Source organism: Stenotrophomonas sp. YJH_SMC_133 (assembly GCF_059370655.1).
On the sequence record NZ_JCAFTW010000003.1, the window covers coordinates 84,387 to 104,438 of the forward strand.

Genomic DNA, 20,052 nt, shown 5'->3' on the forward strand with positions numbered 1-20,052 from the left:
AAGGCAAGCGATACTTTCCGTGAACCTTCGAGAGGCCGCGATGACATCCAGCCATATCTACTTCGCCGCACACGGAATCTCCGCATCAGTGAACTGGGCAGCCGAGGTATTGGCCGACTGTGGTCTTGAGCTCGAATTGGAGCTGGGTGGGAACAGTGTTCTCATTACGGGCGATGAAGACGTTCGCCTGCGGCTCTCTCTCAACGACGCGCCCCATGTCCTCCAGGAAGCCATCGAGCTAGCGCATGGCACTGAACACGTACATGCCATGAGCCAGTGCACGGCCAGATTCGAGATCTCAATCACCGACCTGGAGGCGGTTTTGGATGAGATGAACACGCTGATCGAGGTCCAGCAGACACTGCTCACCGCCGTGGACGGTGTCCTGTGGAACGAGTGGAACGAAGCACTCAGCCGGTGATTTCCGGCTGAGGCCTGGCCTTCGGCCCCAGCAACGCCAGCAGCACGAAGACCACGATCGAGGCGACGGTACCGAGCGCCGCCGGCAACCCGAACGCCCATGCCGAACGGCCCTGCTGGCGCGCCCGCTGGGCCAGATGCCAGGCCGCGCCCAGGTTGATCAGCCAGGCAATGACGAACACCGGCCATAGCACCATGCCCACCGCGCGCAGCAGGGGCATGGACACCAGCGCGGCAGCGATCGCCGCGATCAGGAAGATCAGGGCCGAGCGGGAATGGCGTGCCGTGGGTACGCTCATGCTGCCAACCTGCGCACCATCACCAGCACGCGATAGCTGCGGTTGTCGGCTTCCTGCAGCGGCTTCCAGCCCAGCCGCGCATACAGCCCACCGTCCAGGGCCTCGGTCTGCAGGTAGAGATCGGAAACCCCCATCCGCACCGCCTGCGCCGCTGCTTGCTCCACCAGCGCGCCAGCCAGCCCACGCCCGCGATGGCTGTCGGCCACGAACACGCTGCCCAGCCAATGTTCGTACTGTGGGAACGCCTGCATTTCCCGCCGCTTGAGCTGGACTGCGCCAACCACCTGACCGTCATCGAATGCGGCGATCAGGTGCGGGAAACCTTCGGCATCCTGTGGCGGATTGAGCCGCTGCAGTTCCTGTTCCAGTGTCAGGCCGGCGTCCTGGCCCCATTCCGCGTTGTACCACTGGGCCAATTGCTGCCGTTCCGGTGCGTCGGCGGGTAGTCCCCTGAATTCCATGGCAATGCCTCGATCCCGATGTCACCCAAGGGGATCATGGACGGCGCCCGAAGGGAAGCCTTCTGTAGCGTCGAGCCATGCTCGACACATCAGGCCATGCGCGAAAGGCAGTCGAGCATGGCTCGACGCTACAAATGGCGCGACGGCAACTCAGCCCTGGGCGAAGTCCTTCAGGATCTCGCCAACGCCGCTGGGCGAGATCTCGAAGCCCAGCGGGGTACCGGGGTTGATCACCACGCCGTAGCCACCCGGCACCCGGCGCAGCACGTCCAGCATCCGCCAGCGGATCTGGTGTTCGGCCTGCTGGCTGTAGATGCCCACCCGCGACGGATCGGTGAACACGGCCACGTGCAGGGTGCCCTGCTTGTCGAACAGCAGCGGGTCGAAGCCGCTGCCATCGGGGGTCACCAGGCTGCCGGTCAGCAGCACTACCTCGGAAGCGACGAAGGCCTCCATGAAGGCGCGGATCGGCACCGCCCCGTCCATCGCCGCCTTCAGCAGGGTTTCGATCGGGGTCTGCGGGGCGAGGTCGGTCATGGCGATACGGCGGGGCGTGAGGGGTGCCTATTGTGCCGGATGCGGCCAAACCCGGTAGTGCCGGCCACTGGCCGGCACCTGCAGGTACCCGGAATCCGGGGCTGCCGGCCAGCGGCCGGCACTACCGCCCCAGACGCTGGTCCCGCGCCTTCTGGTCGGCCATCGCCTTGTCCAGCTCGGCCTGCAGCGCCGGCTGCTGCACGGCAGCGTCCAGCACATAGACCTTCACGCCGTGCGCGGGCACGTCGGCCTTCAGCAGACCGTTCACCTGCAACGAACCGCCGTCCAGCGCATCGCGCCAGCGGCCCGCCTGGACGTAACGCGACACAGTGAAGCTCTTTGCCCTGTCGCCCTTGTTCAGCAGCACCAGCGCGGTCTGCGCCACCTCGCCATGCTGCAGCACGCGGAAGAACACTGCCTCATCGCCCTGCAGGCGCTCGTTCACCTGCAGGCCGCGCTGCAGCGCCGGGGTGGCTTCGCGCAGCCTGGCGATACGCTGCAGCGGCGCGAAGATCGGGCTCTTCGGCGCCGCATCCACACGCGGCTGGCCGAAGTACGCACGATTGCCGGCATGCTCGGCACGGCCACGCATGAAGCCCGTCTCCGAACCGTAATAGACCACCGGAATGCCGCGCGCGGTGAACAGCCAGTTGTGCGCATCGATGAAACCATCGTCGCTGGCCTGCAGGCGCGGCATGTCGTGGTTGTCGTAGAAGCTCATCAGCTCGTACGGGTTGGCGTACGGTCCGCCGCTCAGGTGCAGCGGCTCGGCCAGGGTTTCGAAGCCCTTGCCGGCGGTGCCGAAGGTCTGCTCCAGTGCGCCGCGCAGCGGGAAGTCGAGCACACTGACATTGGCGTTGGCCGGCCAAGTGTGCTCGGCAATGGTCGCCGCGTTGTAGTCGAAGGCTTCGCCAAACATGAACATGCCCGGATGCTCGGCGCGGATGCGCTTGACGAAGGCATGCCACCACGGGTGCGGCAGCCAGCCGATGGTGTCGATGCGCAACGCGTCCACGCCCTGCGCGGTCCACTGCAGGTAGGCGCCGACCAGGTAGTCCATCACCGCCGGATTGTCCTGGTTGAAGTCCGACAGCTCGGCCAGGTTGCCGTCGAAGATCGAGCCGTCCTTGCTGTCGACCGGACCGATGTTGTTGTAGAACGCGTGCAACGGGTTGTGCTTCGGATCCAGTTTCTGCGGCGGCAGGTTCTGGTGGTCGGCGATCAGTTTTCCGTCCTTGTCGAAGATCTGCCCGAACTGCGGCTGCCGTGTCGGCATGGTCCAGGCCGGCGAACCGTGGTTGCCTACGATATCCAGCACCACCTTCAAGCCAGCACCGTGCAGGCCCTTGGTCAGCCCGGCGAAGTCCAGGCCCCTGCTCGGCAGGTGCTCGTCGAGCTTGTAGAAATTGATGCCCCAGTAGCCGTGGTAACCGGTCTTCCCACGATCAGTCAGCGTGCTGGTACAGCTGATCGGCTTGCTGCCGGTAAAGGCCTCGTCCGGGTTGTCGACGATGGGCGTGATCCACACCGCACCGAAGCCCAGGTTGCGGATGTACTGCGCATTGTCGAGCACGCCGCGAAAGTCGCCGCCGAGATAGCCGATGTTGCCGTCCACCTTGTCCGGGCATGGCACCGGGATATCGAAGGTGCGGTGCGCGCCACCCTGGTCACGATGGTCATTGGACGGGTCACCGTTGACAAAGCGGTCGGTGACCACGAAGTACACCGCATCGCTGGCGAACGGCTCGGTGGTGCCGACGTAGTCCGGGCGCGGCGCGGCCGCGGCCTGGCCGGCGAACAGGGCAAGGGAAACAGCAACAGCCAGGACACCACGCATCACACCACCTCCGGACGGGACGGAACCCGCAGCACGCACAGGCCGGCCAGGAACAGGCTGCAGCCGCCCAGCACCAGCACATGCATCGGCTGGCCACCCAGCCATGCGCGCAGGGCAAAGCCAAGCGCGCTGGCCGCCACCAGCTGCGGGATCACGATGAAGAAATTGAAGATGCCCATGTACACACCCATCTTCGACGCCGGCACGCTGTCGGACAGCAGTGCATACGGCAACGACAGGATCGAGGCCCAGGCAAAGCCCACACCCACCATCGACAGCAGCAGCCAGTGCGGGTCGCGGATGAACATCAGCGAGACCAGGCCGGCGCCGCCCAGCCACAGGTTGACCAGGTGGCTCCAGCGCAGGCCGATCGCACGCACCATCGGCGGAATCAGCACCGCCGCCAGCGCAGCGAAGCCGTTGTAGGCGCCAAACAGCACGCCCACCCAGTTGGCACCTTCGTTGTAGGCGGCCGACTGTGGATCGGTCGAACCGAAGTGGGTACCGGCCACCGCAGCGGTGGTGTAGATCCACATGGCGAACAGCGCGAACCACGAGAAGAACTGCACCCACGCCAGGCGGCGCATGGTGACCGGCATCGCGCGCAGGTCGCCGACGATGGCGGCCAGCATATGCGTGGCCGGCAGCGCGCGCGCCGCCGCCAGCAGCAGGCCGTAGCCGGCGCACAGGCCGGCCAGCACGTACAGCATCCTGTCGCCTTGCCGCCAGGTGATCAGCAGCGCCAGCAACACACCCAACCCAAGCCACAGGGTCACCCGCGTCCATGAAGCCGGGCCGTTGATCGCGGCCGCCGCGTGATGTTCCGGTGGCTCGGCATCATCGAACCCGGCCAGCTCCGCTGGTGAATATTCGCGGGTGCTGACCACCGTCCAAGTGATCGCCGCGAGCAGCACCACCGCGCCGAAGTAGAACGCATAGCGCACAGTGTCGGGCACTTCCCCGGCGGCCGCGGTGTTGGCAACGCCGAAGTGGGCCAGGATGAATGGCAGGAAGCTGGCGACGATGGCGCCCACGCCGATGAAGAAGCTCTGCATCGCGTAGCCGGCCGGACGCTGGCGTGGCGCCAGCTGGTCGCCGACAAAGGCACGGAACGGCTCCATCGATACGTTGATCGAAGCATCCAGCACCCACAGCGTGCCGGCCGCGATCCACAGCGTCGGCGAGTTCGGCATCACCAGCAGCGCCAGCGTGGTCAACACCGCACCGATCATGAAGTACGGACGACGACGACCCCAGCGGGTCCAGGTGCGGTCGGACAGGTAACCGATCACCGGTTGCACCAGCAGGCCGGTCAGCGGCGCGGCAATCCACAGCCCGGGTACCGCGTCGATGTCCGCACCCAGCGTCTCGAAGATGCGGCTGGCGTTGGCGTTCTGCAGGGCGAACCCGAACTGGATGCCGAGGAAGCCGAAACACATGTTCCAGATCTGCCAGAACGACAGCTGCGGTTTGGCGGGACGATTCATCGTGCACCCTCTTCCATCGCCACCGGCGCCACCGTCAGCGCCTGCACCTGGGCCTGGTTGAGCACGCCCTCGCGGCCGCCCTTGCCACCGGTGTAGTGCGCGAAATGTTCAAGCGCGCTCATGTTGAAGCCCTCTTCAAGCGCAACCGTGCATTGCCCCTTTGGCACCGTGAATGTTGCCGAGGTCGAGTCCTGCACGGCCACGCTGTGCGGCAGCGTGACCGTATGCCGCTGCAACGGCTGGCCCGGGCACTGCAGCACCAGCTGCTTGACCGCAGCCGTGACGCCGGTGTTGATCGGCCCGTTCGGGTTTCGATATTGCAGGCGCAGGCGAACCTGCCCGGCCTTGGCCGAGGTGAACTGCCAGCGCTGCGCACCCTGCAGCACCTGCTGCGGACCGACGCAGACCATTGGGCTGTGCAGCGATTCCAACGCGCCTTCGCGTCGGGTCAGGCTGAGGCAATGCTGCAGCCCATCGTCGCTGATCTGCACCTGGCCATTGCTGGCGACGACGGCCCTGCCGTCCTTCCACAGAACCTGCCCGGCTTGCACCGGAACGTTCCAACCCGTGCCCCTGCGCAGGGCCTGCGGTGCCGCGGGTGTTGCGGGCGCACGCGCGTTGGCATCCGCAGTCGTGGCAGCGAAGCCTGTTGCTGCCGGGGCAGTCACCAGCTGCACCGTGGTGGTCGTGCCGCGCGTGGTGGTCCTGCCCGCCACCAGCAAGCCATCGCCCACGCTCTGCGGACGCTCCAGCACATAGCGCTTGCCAGTGACTTCCAGGCTGATGCTGCGCTGCGTGCCGAACAGTTCCGGCACCAGCGCGGCCGGCAGCTTGGGCTGCACGCGGCCATCGTCCTGCACGCCGAACACGCCTTCGACCACCATCGACAGATACCCGGCCACCGACCACAGCTGGCGTTCGGAGTTGACCACCGGGCCGCTCAGCGCGCCTTCCTCGACATGCACGGCCTGGCTGACCAGCTCGTAGTTCTCCATGTTGGAACCGGCCAGCGCGGCGCCCCGCATCAGCGAACGGATCTCGGCGGCGATGCGCGGCGCATCGTCCAGCTGCCGCGCCGCACGCAGCGAGTAGGCGCTGACAAACGGCCAGATCGCACGGTTGTGGTAGATCGGCTGCTGCGCTTCCTGCGGCCAGACCACGGGGCTGCCGGCTGGCCCCATCGGGTAAGCAGCCAGTGCACGGCGTGCGCGCTCGGGCGGCAGCACCCCGGCGAGGATGCCCAGCGACAGGCCCAGCAGATCGACCTTGGCGTACGGCACCGGGTGCGCGGCTTCGCCGATGTAGCTCATGTACTGGCCGATATCCTCGCGCCAGAAGCGCGCATCGATCTGCTGCGCCAACGCATCGGCCCACGCCTTGTAGTCGGCCGCGCGGGCGTCGCCGTGCTGGCCGGCCAGGCGTTCGGCCAGGCGCAGTGCCTGGTAGTGCAGCACGTTGGTGGACAATGCGTAGGAATCACCGATGAAGCGCACGTCCTCGCGGGTCCAGTCCGGATAGGTCTGCTCGCGCCAGTCCAGGAAGGAGGTCTCGCCACGGTACAGGCCCACCTGCGCGTCGAACACCATTGCGCGGTCCTGCGCCAGCGTGCCCTGCAGCGCCTGCCAGATCTGGTCGGCAAACGCGCGATCCTCCAGCAGATGACGGGCCGCCAGGAACCACACCACGCGATCGCTGCTGATCGGCCAGCTGCCACCGGAACCGGTGTCCTGCGCCACGAACAGGCCGGGCGTGTGCCCGTCGCGCGCCGCCGACAGCTTGAACTGCAGCGACTGCCGGGTGCGTCGCGGGTCCAGCCGCGCCAGCGCCAGATCGGCGGCGAAGCTGACATCGCGGGTCCACACATAGGGCCAGCGCGCGCCGGTCTGGAAGCACTCGCACGGCACCGGTCGGCCTTCGTCGAACGCGGGATCGCGAATCGCGTCCACGCGGTCCTGGTCCATCTCCTGCTGGGCCAGCGCGAACAACGCGTCGAACATCACGCTGCCGGTCTGGCTGCGCATCGGTGCGGCTGCGATCTGCACTGCGCCCTTCGGCGCATGCATCACGAAGCTGCCGTTGGCAGCGGCTTCGGCGCGCGCATGGCGGCCGTCGAATTGCAGGTCGGCCGCCTGCGCGGTCGATCCCAGCGCTGCCCCCAGGGCAGCGGTCAGGCAAATGATCTTCAGCATCGAAGCGGCGGACCGGCTTGCGCCCGTCGGCCTCCCTCCCTCTCTGCACGCGTTGTAGGTCCGCACCGTCGTTGCCGGCGGGCGGGCGCGGCCCCTCCCTCAAGGTGCCTTGGCCCCATGGTAGACGCGGGGCTGTCGGCTGCGTCCAGCTGCATACGTATTCATGGCGCCACGCGGTAGCGCGCCTGCTGCGCTGGCTTATGGTCCGGGTCTGCCAACGGCGCCTTGGGAGGGGAAATGCCGATGCCACATACGGTTGTACGCGCGCTGTTCGCGCACATGTTCGGTCTGGCCCTGTTGGGCGTGGCCACGCTGGCGCAGGCCGCGCCACAGGTCGCCAGCGTCGAATCACCCGGCAAGGTGCTCAAGGTCAGCCTCGTGCTGGACGGCGGCACCGCCCGCTACCGCGTCGAGCGTTTCGGCGAACCCGTGGTGGAGGATTCGAAGCTCGGCTTCGCCCTGCGCGACGGCCGCCTGGACCGCGATTTCGCCCTGCTTGGCCAGCAGCGGCGCAGCGTCGACGACAGCTGGGAGCAGCCGTGGGGCGAGCGCCGGCTCACCCGCAACCACTTCAACGAGCTGACCGTGCAGCTGGCCGAAACCACCGGCAGCAAGCGTCGGCTGGATGTGGTGTTCCGCGCCTACGACGATGGCCTGGGCTTCCGCTATGTATTGCCCGAACAGCCGAACCTGCACGAGGCGATCATCGATGACGAACTGACCGAGTTCGCCATCGCGCCTGAATCCACCGCCTGGTGGATCCCCGCCGGCGAGCCGATCCACTACGAATATCTGTACCAGCGCACGCCGCTGCGCGAGGTGCCGCTGGTGCATACGCCGATGACCGTGCGCAGCCGCGATGGCCTGCATGTGGCCATTCATGAGGCCGCTCTGGTGGACTACGCCGGCATGTGGCTGCGGCGCACCGAGGGGCAACGCCTGCGCGCGCAGCTGTCACCCTCGGCCGAGGGCTGGAAGGTGCGTCGTGCCCTGCCCTTCGCCACGCCGTGGCGCACGCTGCAGATCGCAGACCGCGCGGGTGGCCTGGTCGAATCGGACCTGATCCTCAACCTCAACGAGCCCAATGCGCTGGGCGATGTGAGCTGGGTGAAGCCGGCCAAGTACGTGGGCGTGTGGTGGTCGATGCACCTGGACAACGAGAGCTGGGCCACGGGGCCGAAGCACGCGGCCACCACCGCCAAGACGAAGAAGGTGATCGACTTCGCCGCCGCGCATGGCTTCCGCGGCGTGCTGGTGGAGGGCTGGAACCCGGGGTGGGACGGCATGTGGGTGGGCAACGGCTACGACTTCGATTTCACCCGGGCCACGCCCGATTTCGACATTGAAGCGCTGTCGGCATATGGCCTGAAAAAGGGTGTGCACCTGATCGGCCACCATGAAACCGGCTGCGCCATCGAGCACTACGAGGACCAGCTGGGCGCCGCGCTGGACCTGTACGCACGGCTGGGCGTGGACCAGTTCAAGACCGGCTACGTCTGCGACGATGGCCAGGTCGACCGCCGCAATCCCACGGGGGGCCCACTGTGGCGCGAGTGGCACGACGGGCAGTTCATGGCCCGCCATCACCTGAAGGTGGTGCAGGAGGCTGCGCGCCGGCACCTGTCGGTGAACCCGCATGAGCCGATCAAGGACACCGGCCTGCGCCGCACCTACCCCAACTGGATCTCGCGCGAAGGCGCGCGCGGCATGGAGTACAACGCCTGGGGCCAGCCGCCGAACCCGCCCGAGCACGAGGTCAACCTGGTGTTCACCCGCATGCTGGCCGGGCCGATGGATTACACCCCCGGCATCCTCAGCCTGAAGGGCCGCCACGGCCAGGCCATCCCCAGCACGTTGGCCCGCCAGCTGGCGCTGTACGTGGTGCTGTACAGCCCGATCCAGATGGCCGCCGACCTGCCCGAGCACTACCTGCAGCGCCGCGAGGCATTCCGCTTCATCGAGGACGTGGCGGTGGACTGGGAGCAGAGCCGCGTGCTCGATGGCGAAGTGGGCGACTACGTGACGATCGTGCGCCGTGACCGCAACAGCCGCGACTGGTTCCTCGGCAGCATCACCGACGAACACGGCCGCGTGCTGCCGGTATCGCTGGGCTTCCTGGAGCCGGGCGTGCGCTATCGCGCCGAGATCTACCGCGATGGCGAAGGCGCCGATTTCCGCAGCAATCCGTTCGCGTTCGCGCGCGAAACCCGCGAGGTGACCAGCGCCGATGCACTGACGCTGGTGCTGGCACCGGGCGGTGGGCAGGCCGTTCGCTTCACGCCGCTGTGAATGCCCCGGTAGTGCCGGCCGCTGGCCGGCAAGCCGGTGAACGTGATTGCCGGCCGCTGGCCGGCACCACCGCAAGCAGGATCTGAAAGCGATTACACCCCTGCAAACGCCATTGAATACGTATGCAGGGTGATTCCCGCGAAGAACGCGCTGCCTACCATAGCGGCGACGACAGCGGCCACCGCGTCGCACGTTCACGGCACCGCCGGAACGCTCACAAATCGATCTGCAACATTGCCTGGGAGGGGAAAATGTTGAACCACAAGCGCAGTGCGCTGAGTCTCGCGCTGGCCGTTGTGCTGGCGCCGACGCTGGCGTCGGCACAGTCCACGCAGAGCACCACCACGCCGGCCACCACCGCCGCCACCAACCTGGATACGGTGCAGGTCACCGGCATCCGCCGCGGCATCGAGAACGCGATCGCGGTCAAGCAGGACGCCACCTCGGTGGTCGAGGCGATTTCCGCCGAAGACATCGGCAAGCTGCCCGACGTCAGCATCGCCGAATCCATCTCGCGCCTGCCCGGCCTGGCCGCCCAGCGCGTGGCCGGCCGTGCGCAGGTGATCAGCGTGCGCGGCCTGTCGCCGGACTTCGCCACCACCCTGCTCAATGGCCGTGAAGTGGTCAGCACCGGCGACAACCGCGGTGTCGAGTTCGACCAGTACCCGTCCGAGCTGGTCAACGGCGTGACGGTGTACAAGACCCCGGACGCGGCGCTGGTCGGCCAGGGCCTGTCGGGCACCATCGACATGCAGACTGCACGCCCGCTCAGCTTTGGCGAGCGCGTGATCGCGGTCAGCGGCCGCTACCAGAAGAGTTCGCTGGGCCGCGCCGCCAACGTCGATCCGTACGGCAACCGCTTCAGCGCCAGCTACATCGACCAGTTCCTGGACAAGACCCTGGGCATTGCCATCGGCTACGCGCACAGCGACATGCCGATCCAGGAGAACCAGGTCGGCCTGTACGAACCGTGGACCACCGAACACACCGACAAGGGCGAGCGCCCGGGCGTGGGCGCCGGCACCTACTTCTCCGATGGCATCAAGGCGCTGCGCCGCACCGGCAACAACAAGCGCGACGGCGTGATGGCCACGATCCAGTTCCGGCCGAACAACAGCTGGACCAGCACCTTCGATGCGTTCCACACCGAAGCCGAGCAGATCGACACCGCCAACCAGTTCGAGCTGAACCTCAGCAACTACAACGGCAACTACACCCCGGGCCTGCTGGTCAGCAACCCGCAGATCAACGCCAACGGCTCGTTCACCGGCGGCACCGCCAGCGGCGTGTATCCGCTGGTGCGCGGCATGTACAACAAGCGCAAGGACAAGATCGATGCGTTCGGCTGGAACAACGAGTTCAACTTCGGCGGCGTCAAGCTGGTCGCCGACCTGAACTACTCCAAGGCCACGCGCGCTGAGCTGAACCTGGAAAACAACCTGCAGCTGACCCCGATGCCGCAGCTGGACACGGTCGGCGTGTCGATCCGCCAGAACGGCTTCTCGCAGATCAACCCGGGCCTGAACTACTCCAATCCCGACGCGCTGTTCCTGACCAACACCATCTACGGTTCCGGCTACGGCAAGGTGCCGCAGGTGGAAGACCGCCTGAAGGGCGGCAAGCTGGCCGCCACGATTGCGCTGCCCGAGGCCATTGCCTCGTGGGCGCCAGACCTCGACATCGGCGTGAACCATGCCGACCGCCGCAAGGTGAAGACCCAGTCCGAAGGCAACATCCTGCTCGGTGCACAGGGTGATGCCAACATCGCCTCGGACCTGCAGTACCGCCCGGTCGACCTGAGCTTCGCCGGCCTCGGCACCATCCCGGCCTGGAACGTGCCGGCCGCGGTCGGTCGCTACATGATCTTCAACCCGGTCGACAACCTGGACTACCTGATTCCCAAGTCGTGGACGGTGCAGGAAAAGATCACCACCGCGTGGGCGCGCCTGAACATCAACACCGACATCGGCGTGGTCGGCGTGCGCGGCAACATCGGCGTGCAGATGCAGCACACCGACCAGAGCTCGGATTCGCGCTACTGGGACAGCTCGCAGCCGGCTGGCAGCAACATCCAGCCCTACTCCGCAGGCCGCAAGTACAACGACTGGCTGCCGAGCTTGAACCTGGCCTTCATGTTCCCGCACCAGCAGACGCTGCGCTTTGCCGCCGCCAAGCAGGTTGCGCGGCCGCGCGTGGACCAGATGCGTGCCGGCCTGGAGTTCGGCGTGGATACCGGCACCGGCCGCCCCGGTGGCAGTGGCGGCAACCCTTTGCTGGACCCGTGGCGCGCCACCGCACTGGACCTGTCCTATGAGAAGTACTTCGGCGAGAAGGCCTACGTGGCCGCCGCGATCTTCTACAAGGACCTGAAAAGCTACGTCTACACCCAGTCGGTGGACAACTACGACTTCACCGCGCTGCTGGGCAGCTACGTACCGCCGCCGGGCATGACCGCACCTGTGCTGACCACCGGCACCTTCTCCGCGCCGCAGAACGGCAAGGGCGGCACGCTGAAGGGCCTGGAGCTGACCGCATCGTTCCCGCTGGACATGCTGACCGACAGCCTGCGTGGCTTCGGCGTGCAGGCCAGCGCGACCTTCAACAAGAGCGACATCACCATCCTGGACCCGGAAAGCGCGTCCAGCGTGGGCAGTGACCCGATCAGCCTGCCGGGCCTGTCCAAGCGCGTGTACAACTTCACCGCCTACTATGAGCGCAACGGCTTTGAGGCACGTGTCAGCCAACGCCGTCGTTCGGACTTCATCGGTGAGATCGGCAACTTCAATGGCAACCGCAGCCTGCGTTACGTCGTCGGCGAGAACGTGACCGACGCGCAGGTCAGCTACACCTTCAGCGACAGCAGCGCCCTGCGGGGGCTGACCGTGCTGCTGCAGGGTAGCAACCTGACCAACGAGCCGTACCGCACCTACGCCGGCAGCAAGGATCGTCCGCTGGAGTACATCGAGTGGGGCCGCACGTACATGCTGGGCGTGAACTACAAGTTCTGACCCGCACCGGGTAGGGCCGGCCGCTGGCCGGCAACAGAAAACAGGGAGCAGGACCGGAAACCCGCTGCGCAGGCAGCGGGTTTTCTTTTGCGCGGGTGCCGGCAGTTGGTCGGCCAGGGCCACCCACAAAAAAGGGACGGGGCGCTTCGGCCCCGTCCCCGCAAGTACCGCCACCGGAGAAAACGGTCAGCTGCGTCGGGCGCAATACACCGCGCGCGGCGGCAGCTGGAGTTCATTGCCCTGCACCGTGCCCGCATCCGGGCCCGGCACCGCCACCTGCTGCCAGTTGCCCGGCGGCAGCGGATGGCTCACCGCTTCGGCCGACAGGTTGAAGGCCAGCAGGAGGGTTTCATCTGCAAGCATACGCTCGAACAGCAGCACTGGCTCGGCGCTTTCGATGAACCGGATGCTGCCATGCAGGAGCGCCGGCTGGCTACGCCGCCAGGCCAGGAAGGCGCGGAACGCCGCCAGGACCGAGTGCGGGTCGCGCTCCTGCACGGCCACCGCCGCCGCCCGGTGCTCGGCCGGGATCGGCAGCCAGGGCGTGCCGGAGGTAAAGCCAGCCAGCGGAGCGTCGGTCCACGGCAGCGGGGTACGGCAACCGTCGCGGCCCTTGAAATTCGGCCAGAAGGTGATGCCATACGGGTCCTGCAGCGCCTCGAACGGCACCTCGGCCTCGGCCAGGCCCAGCTCCTCGCCCTGGTACAGGCACACCGAGCCGCGCAGCGAGCACAGCATCGCCACCAGCATCCGCGCCAGGCGCGGATCGGCCGGATAGCCGCCCCAGCGGCTGACCGCGCGTTCCACATCGTGATTCGAAACCGCCCAGCACGGCCAGCCTTCGGTCATCGCCGCTTCCAGCCGGGAGACCGTGTCGCGGATGTAGGCCGCGCTGTAGTCGTCCACCAGCAGCTCGAAGCTGTAGCCCATGTGCAGGCGGCCGTCCTGGGTGTACTCGGCGGTGGTGGCCAGCGAGTCTTCCGACGAGATCTCGCCCAGGCTCACCGCGCCCGGATACTCATCCAGCAGCGCGCGCAGCTGCTCCAGGAATGGCAGGTTCTCCGGTTGGGTGTTGTTGTAGAAGTGGTACTGGTAGGCGTACGGGTTGTCCGGACTGAAGCCGCGGCCCACGCGCTTGTCCGCCGGCTTGGGCGGGTTATCGCGCAGCTGCGCGTCGTGGAAGCAGAAGTTGATCGCATCCAGGCGGAAGCCGTCCACGCCGCGGTCCAGCCAGAACCGCACATTGTCCAGGGTGGCCTGCTGCACGTCCGGGTTGTGGAAGTTCAGGTCCGGCTGGTCGACCAGGAAGTTGTGCAGGTAGTACTGCTCACGGCGCGGTTCCCACTGCCAGGCGCCGCCGCCGAACAGCGACAGCCAGTTGTTGGGCGGGGTGCCGTCCTCGCGCGGGTCGGCCCAGACGTACCAGTCGGCCTTCGGATTACTGCGGTCCTGGCGGCTCTCGCGGAACCAGGCGTGCTCGATCGAGGTATGGCTCAACACCTGGTCGATCATCACCTTCAGGCCCAGGTCGTGCGCCTTGGCCAGTAGACGGTCGAAGTCGTCCAGGCTGCCGAACAGCGGGTCGACGTCGCGATAGTCGGCGATGTCGTAGCCGAAGTCGGCCATCGGCGACTTGAAGAACGGCGAGATCCAGATCGCGTCCACGCCCAGCGCGGCAATATGGTCCAGGCGCTGGATGATGCCCGGCAGGTCGCCCACGCCATCGCCGTTGGCATCGAGGTAGCTGCGCGGGTAGATCTGGTAGATGACGGCTCCGCGCCACCATGGATAGTGCGACATCGACAGCCCCCCTCCGGGCATGCGGGACCCGCCAGAAGCGGGCCGAAATCCTGTTCCGGCAAGCTTAGCGGCGGCCTCGCGGGCATGGCGCAACCTGCATACGTATTCACGCAGGCGGCAGCGTTTGCGGGGCCGGGAACGCCGGCCAGCCCGGTTTGCGCCCGAATTCACGGCCAGCGCCTATAATCGGTGGTGAGCCTGAAAGCCTGATCGCATGACCATCACCGAAGACACCCGTCCCGCCCTGGGCCTGCCCCAGATCCAGTCGCTTGCCGCGGCCGACATGGCCGCCGTCGACGCCCTGATCCGGCGCCGGCTGTCTTCGGACGTCGTGCTGATCAACCAGATTGCCGACCACATCATTTCCGCCGGCGGCAAGCGCCTGCGCCCGATGCTGGTGATGCTGGCCGGCCACGCGGTCGGCCAGGCCGGTCCGGAGCACCACCAGCTGGCGGCGATCATCGAGTTCATCCATACCTCCACCCTGCTGCACGATGACGTGGTGGACGAATCCAGCCTGCGCCGTGGCCGCAGCACCGCCAACGCGCTGTGGGGCAACGCGCCCAGCGTGCTGGTCGGCGACTTCCTGTACTCGCGCAGCTTCCAGCTGATGGTCGAGCTGGAGCGCATGCCGGTGATGCAGATCCTGGCCGACGCCACCAACCGCATCGCCGAGGGTGAAGTGCTGCAGCTGCTGCACGTGCACAACCCGGATACCGACGAAGCCGCCTACCTGCGTGTGATCGAGCGCAAGACCGCGGTTCTGTTCGCCGCCGGCACCCGCCTGGGTGCGCTGGCCAGCGGCGTGGACGAAGCCACCCAGCAGGCCCTGTTCGACTACGGCATGCATCTGGGCTACGCGTTCCAGATCGCCGACGACGTGCTGGACTACTCGGCCAATGCCGAGGAACTGGGCAAGAACCTGGGCGACGACCTCGCCGAGGGCAAGGCCACGCTGCCGCTGATCCACGCGATGGCCCACTCCGACGACGCCACCCGCGAGCGCCTGCGCACCATCGTGCAGGACGGCGACGCTTCGGCGATGCCGGAAGTGCTGGCCGCGATCCGTGCTACCGGCGGCCTGGAGTACAGCCGCGCGCGTGCCGAGGAATATGCCGAAGCCGCCGAGCGTGCGCTCGATGGTCTGGCTGACAACGACGCCGTGGCCGCCCTGCGTGGTCTGGCCCGTTACGCGGTGCAGCGCTCGCATTGACGGGTTGAGGTGTGCCGACCAACGGTCGGCACCCACCCACCGGCATTCCGGTGGGTGCCGACCGTTGGTCGGCACGGAAACGCTCGCATTGACCGCATCCGGTAGCGCCGGCCGCTGGCCGGCATTCCCGATGACATCCGCAGCATCATGAGGTTGCCGGCCAGCGGCCGGCACTACCGCTGCGCGGATCAACGTTTCTCGAAGCGCTCCTCGAAGAACTCATCCAGCGCCTTCCACGCGCGCTTGGCCGCCCGCTCGTTGTACTGGCACCCCGGCGGGCTGTTGGCATCGCGCTCGGCGAAGCAGTGCACCGCCCCGCTGTAGTTGGTGAACTCCCAGTCGACCTTGGCCGCGTTCATTTCCCTCTGGAAACCGGCGATATCCTCGGCGGTCACGCTCCTGTCGTCGGCACCGTTGAGCACCAGCACCGACGGGTGACTGCCACCGGCCTGCGCCGGCAGCGGTGAACCCAGCCCGCCGTGCAGGCTGACCACACCGGCCAACGGCGCACCTGCACGGGCCAGCTCCAGCACCGTGGTGCCGCCAAAGCAGAAGCCCACCGCACCGATCCGGCTGGCATCGAGCGGCACCTTGCCGGCCTGCGCCTTGAGCACGTTCACCGCTTCCAGCGCACGTGCCCGCAGCAACGGCCGGTCGTTGCGCAGCTTGGTCGCCACCGGCCCGGCCTCGGCATCGGTCTTCGGCCGCACGCCCTTGCCGTACACATCGGCCACCAGCACCACGTAATCATCGCCCGCCAGCTGCTTGGCCTTCTCGATGGCCGACTCGTTCACACCCTTCCAGTTCGGCACCATCACCAGCCCCGGACGCTTGTCGTTGTCGCCATCGTCATAGACCAGCACGCCACTGAAGGTCGTGCCCTGGTGTTTCCACTCCACCGGCTGCGTCTTCATCGCCGCCCACGCCGGCATCGCCGCCAGCCCCAGCATCACCGCCACACCGCATCGCCAACGAATCATGCGCCTGCTCCGCAAGAAAAAGGGGACGGAGGGGATTAAGCCGTATTCGCCCCTCCCGCGTCGCATTCTGCATTGGCGACGTGACGCAGGTGTGGTTGGATACGACTTAATCCCCTCCGTCCCCTTTTTCGCATGAACCTTGTTGATCGCTTTCTGTCTGGCCTGATCCCACGCCTGCCCGCCGACGATGCGCCGCAATGGGCTCACGTCCAGGGCGCCGGCGCAGAAGACCTGCAGCGCCTGCGCATGCAATGGCCGCAGGTGCCTGACAGCCTGGTGGAACTGTTGTCGCGCGTCGATGGCACCCACTTCCGCGAGTACCCCGGCGGCGGGGTCTGCGTGCTGATGCTCGGGTCGGACGTGGAAGACGGCGGCTACCCGTACTACCTGCGCTCGGTCGCGCAGATCTTCGAGGACCAGCAGCAATGGGACGACAGCATCCGTTCCATCTACGAAGAGTGGCTGGATGACGAGCCGGAGATTCTGGGTGAAGGCATCGACGCGGATCTGCCGATGAACCGCCGCCTGTGCTTCTCGCACTGCATGAACAACGGCGGCACGTCGATGCTTTACCTGGATTTCAACCCCGCACCGGGCGGCACGGTCGGCCAGGTGGTGCGCTACCTGCACGACCCGGACAGCTATGCGGTGATCGCCCCCAGCTTCGATGCGTATCTGCAGCAATTGATCGACGGCGGCTACGCATTCATCGACGAGGATCAGTAGATCCACGCCATGCGTGGATGAATTTCTCCGGAGGGTTGCCGGCCAGCGGCCGGCACTACCCGATGCCCAGGCCCGGAATCGCGCTGATGCTGTCCGGGTCGAATCCGGCCAGCTCGGCGAAATGACGGCCACGCGCCACGTAATCGCGGTACGCACCAAAGCTCGGTGCGCCCGGCGACAGCAGCACCACCCCACCCTGCTCACCCAGCGCGGCGCGTGCCAACGCCATCGCTTCGGGCAGGTCACCGGCCGCATGCAGACCGAAGCGACCGGTATCGGCCAGCGGCTGCAGCATGGCGTGGATGCGCGGGCCGTTGCTGCCCATGGTCACGATCTCCACCGGCGGCACGTCGTGCGCCATGTGCTGCATGAAATCGGTCCAGTCCAGGCCACGGTCGTGCCCGCCCACCAGCAACGCGATGCGCTGACCGGCGAAGCACTCCAGCGCAGCCAGGCTGGCATGCGGCGTGGTGCTGATCGAATCGTTGACGTAGGTCAGGCCATCGGCCACGCCGATGCGCTGCAGGCGGTTGGGCAGCGGACGGAAGTGCTGCACCGCCGGCGCCAGCACCACCGCGTCCAGCCCCAGCGCTTCCAGCGCGGCCAGCACCGCGCACAGGTTGCCACGGTTGTGGCGGCCCGGCAGCGGCGTGTCGCGGGTATCGAACACGGCCTGTTCGTCGCGATGCACGATGTCACCGCGCATGTGCCAGCCCTGCGGCTGGTTGAACCAGACCACTTCGCTGTCGGGCAGCGACAGCGCAGCCAGATGCGGATCGGCGGCATTGAGCACGGCGATGCGCGGTGCGGCTTCAGTCACCAGCCGCAGCTTGTCTTCGATGTAACGCTGTTCGCTGCCATGCCAGTCCAGATGCTCCGGGAACAGGTTCAGCACCACCGCCACCTGCGGGCGGGCGCCACTGCGTGCCACCTCGCCGGTCTGGTAGCTGGACAGTTCCACCGCCCAGTACTCGGGCGCGGGCTGCGGGTCCAGCACTTCCAGCAGCGGCAGGCCGATGTTGCCGACCAGGCCGGTACGGTGGCCGGCGGCACGCAGCAGGTGCGCGACCAGCGCGGTGGTGGTGCTCTTGCCCTTGGTACCGGTCACGCACACGGTGTCGTGCACGATGCCATCGTCGGCCGCGTGTTCAGCGAACCACAGCGCGGTGCCACCAATGAAGCGGGTGCCCTGCCCTTCCGCCGCCAACGCGATTGGCTGGTAGGGGCTGATGCCGGGAGACTTGATCACCACGTCAAACGCGGCCAGCGCTTCAGCAGAAGGCTCGCCACGCACGTCCAGCACGCCCTGCGTTTCCGCACGCGCGGCCTCGACTTCAGCCGCCGGGCAGAACAGGCTCAGCGGCAGCGTGGGCAGGCGCTCACGCAGCACCGCAAACGCGGCGCGGCCCTCACGGCCCCAGCCCCACAGCGCAACGCGCTTTCCTTCAAGCTTCGAAATCTTCACGCACCCGTTCCCACAGCGCAGGCGGAACGCGATGCTCGCCCTGCAGCTGCAGCAGCGGTGCCAGTTCCAGTTCGGCGGCATCCAGCTGCGGCTGGATCTCGTTGCAGAAGCGCTTCACCAGCACGTCTTCCTTCCACTCCGGGCGTTGCGCCAGGGTCGCCATCGCCGCACGCGATTCGCGGCCTTCGCCCACGCACTCGAACGGCTTGTGGTCCTGGAATTCCAGCAGCGCATCGAAGCCACCGGCCTGCTCGGCATCGTCCAGCAGGTTGCGGCCGAAGATGCGCACCAGGCGCGTCTTGGGCATGAACGGGGCCAGCGCCAGGAACACGAAGTGGCACTTCGGGCAGACGCCGCACCAGCGGTTCACCGGGCGCTCGCCGAGGATGTGGAAGTTGCGGTTGCAGCTGGAGAAATGCGCGTCGTAGAAGTCACTCTTGGCGAACTGGCGGGCCACCGCCAGCTCGGACATCGGGCGCAGCAGCGAGTAGTACTGCAGGTCCGCCGCCACGTACTTCTGCACATGGCTGCCGAACGCCTGCTCGCAGGCCCAGCCCTTGGACCACTGATGATTCACTTCGCCGGTGCCCGGAATCTGGCTGCCGTAGCTGGCCGAGCGCTCGTTGGAGAACACCACCTGGTCCACGCCGTGCAGCAACGCGGCCAGCACCATGATCGCCGAGTTCACCACCGTCACCGGGATATGGCCGTTCCATGCGCCCTGGCGATTCAACTCGAACAGTTCAGGTGCCAGCGTGCGGCCCAGGTTCAATGTCGGCAGGCCGGTGCGCTCGGCGCACGCACGGATCAGCTGCGAGCCACCGATCCAGGTCACGGTTTCGTCCACGCCGGCACGGCGCAGCGCTTCGATGCTGACCAGCGAATCCTTGCCGCCGCCGATGGCCACCAGCGCGTGCGGCTGCAGGCCCAGCGACGGCGCCTGCACGGCCTCGCCCTGCACCGGCAACCGGAAGCGGCCGCGCAGGTTCAGGCCATTGCGGTAGGCGAATTCGCCCAGGCCGTTGAGGTAAATGGTCTCCACCAGTGCGGCGGTATCGGCATCGATGCTGTAGCTGTCGATGCTGACCGTCTCCGGCACGCCCGCCTTGTAGTAGCTGACACCGGCGATCAGGTGCAGCAGCTGCAGCGCACGCTGCACGGCGGCGGCACGCGCCTCGTCCAGCACGAACGGGGCGCCCGGCACGGTGATGGTCTCCACCATCTCCGGGCCGTCATCAAAGGCATAGACCAGCCTGGCCACGCCGGTCTCCGCGGCGAATTCGCAGCGGACGAAGCGGAAGCGGGAAACCTGGTGTTTGTCGAAAGCAGTCATGGTGTATC

At 67.0% G+C, this 20,052-nt stretch carries 15 protein-coding genes; 5 read left to right on the top strand and 10 right to left on the bottom strand.

All coding sequences use genetic code 11. The features are described from left to right. The first annotated feature begins 19 nt into the window (after nt 1-19). Nucleotides 20-421: a hypothetical protein gene (locus AC5P78_RS04830; protein ID WP_229302625.1), complete on the top strand. Its 402-nt coding sequence runs from the start codon at nt 20-22 to the stop codon at nt 419-421. Here the strand turns inward: AC5P78_RS04830 and AC5P78_RS04835 are convergent. The 6 genes from AC5P78_RS04835 to AC5P78_RS04860 all read right to left on the bottom strand — a co-directional run bounded on the left by AC5P78_RS04835 (nt 411) and on the right by AC5P78_RS04860 (nt 7,230). Further along, nucleotides 411-719, bottom strand: coding sequence for a hypothetical protein (locus tag AC5P78_RS04835; RefSeq protein ID WP_049459135.1), 309 nt, complete (start codon nt 717-719; stop codon nt 411-413). The genes AC5P78_RS04830 and AC5P78_RS04835 overlap by 11 nt on opposite strands. Next, the gene (locus AC5P78_RS04840) at nt 716-1,180 is read right to left on the bottom strand and encodes a GNAT family N-acetyltransferase (protein WP_049459136.1); all 465 of its coding nucleotides are present in this window, start codon (nt 1,178-1,180) and stop codon (nt 716-718) included. Before AC5P78_RS04840 ends, AC5P78_RS04835 begins: the two co-directional genes overlap by 4 nt. Nucleotides 1,181-1,330: 150 nt before the next feature. After that, nucleotides 1,331-1,717: an SseB family protein gene (locus AC5P78_RS04845; protein WP_049397663.1), complete on the bottom strand. Its 387-nt coding sequence runs from the start codon at nt 1,715-1,717 to the stop codon at nt 1,331-1,333. A gap of 121 nt (nt 1,718-1,838) precedes the next feature. Further along, nucleotides 1,839-3,554 carry an alpha-amylase family glycosyl hydrolase gene (locus AC5P78_RS04850; protein WP_138969766.1) on the bottom strand — a complete coding sequence of 572 codons (1,716 nt, stop codon included), beginning with the start codon at nt 3,552-3,554 and terminating at the stop codon, nt 1,839-1,841. Beyond that, nucleotides 3,554-5,041, bottom strand: coding sequence for an MFS transporter (locus AC5P78_RS04855; RefSeq protein ID WP_012479383.1), 1,488 nt, complete (start codon nt 5,039-5,041; stop codon nt 3,554-3,556). Before AC5P78_RS04855 ends, AC5P78_RS04850 begins: the two co-directional genes overlap by 1 nt. Continuing rightward, entirely contained in the window at nt 5,038-7,230 is a 2,193-nt protein-coding gene (locus AC5P78_RS04860) for an MGH1-like glycoside hydrolase domain-containing protein (RefSeq protein WP_414498632.1), read from the bottom strand. Before AC5P78_RS04860 ends, AC5P78_RS04855 begins: the two co-directional genes overlap by 4 nt. A gap of 237 nt (nt 7,231-7,467) precedes the next feature. On the opposite strand from AC5P78_RS04860, the gene AC5P78_RS04865 reads away from it, so the two are divergent. Further along, nucleotides 7,468-9,519: a glycoside hydrolase family 97 protein gene (locus AC5P78_RS04865; RefSeq protein ID WP_262248528.1), complete on the top strand. Its 2,052-nt coding sequence runs from the start codon at nt 7,468-7,470 to the stop codon at nt 9,517-9,519. A 251-nt stretch (nt 9,520-9,770) separates the two neighbouring features. Next, nucleotides 9,771-12,527, top strand: a complete 2,757-nt coding sequence (locus tag AC5P78_RS04870) for a TonB-dependent receptor (protein WP_495217155.1) — start codon at nt 9,771-9,773, stop codon at nt 12,525-12,527. A 186-nt stretch (nt 12,528-12,713) separates the two neighbouring features. Here the strand turns inward: AC5P78_RS04870 and AC5P78_RS04875 are convergent, their stop codons facing one another. Further along, nucleotides 12,714-14,327, bottom strand: a complete 1,614-nt coding sequence (locus tag AC5P78_RS04875) for an alpha-glucosidase (protein ID WP_005408452.1) — start codon at nt 14,325-14,327, stop codon at nt 12,714-12,716. A 214-nt stretch (nt 14,328-14,541) separates the two neighbouring features. On the opposite strand from AC5P78_RS04875, the gene AC5P78_RS04880 reads away from it, so the two are divergent. Continuing rightward, nucleotides 14,542-15,540, top strand: coding sequence for a polyprenyl synthetase family protein (locus AC5P78_RS04880; RefSeq protein ID WP_100443170.1), 999 nt, complete (start codon nt 14,542-14,544; stop codon nt 15,538-15,540). A gap of 188 nt (nt 15,541-15,728) precedes the next feature. Here the strand turns inward: AC5P78_RS04880 and AC5P78_RS04885 are convergent, their stop codons facing one another. Beyond that, nucleotides 15,729-16,520 (bottom strand): dienelactone hydrolase family protein, encoded by a 792-nt coding sequence (locus tag AC5P78_RS04885; RefSeq protein ID WP_049397515.1) that lies wholly within the window; start codon nt 16,518-16,520, stop codon nt 15,729-15,731. Nucleotides 16,521-16,652: 132 nt separating this feature from the next. Here AC5P78_RS04885 and AC5P78_RS04890 point away from each other — a divergent pair, with 132 nt between their 5' ends. Beyond that, nucleotides 16,653-17,246 carry an SMI1/KNR4 family protein gene (locus AC5P78_RS04890; protein ID WP_049397516.1) on the top strand — a complete coding sequence of 198 codons (594 nt, stop codon included), beginning with the start codon at nt 16,653-16,655 and terminating at the stop codon, nt 17,244-17,246. A gap of 55 nt (nt 17,247-17,301) precedes the next feature. Here AC5P78_RS04890 and murD read toward each other — a convergent pair whose 3' ends face one another. Next, nucleotides 17,302-18,711 (bottom strand): UDP-N-acetylmuramoyl-L-alanine--D-glutamate ligase, encoded by a 1,410-nt coding sequence (gene murD, locus AC5P78_RS04895; protein ID WP_099527531.1) that lies wholly within the window; start codon nt 18,709-18,711, stop codon nt 17,302-17,304. Further along, nucleotides 18,692-20,044: a UDP-N-acetyl-alpha-D-muramoyl-L-alanyl-L-glutamate epimerase gene (murL, locus tag AC5P78_RS04900; protein WP_201861911.1), complete on the bottom strand. Its 1,353-nt coding sequence runs from the start codon at nt 20,042-20,044 to the stop codon at nt 18,692-18,694. Before murL ends, murD begins: the two co-directional genes overlap by 20 nt. Between the last annotated feature and the right edge of the window lie 8 nt (nt 20,045-20,052).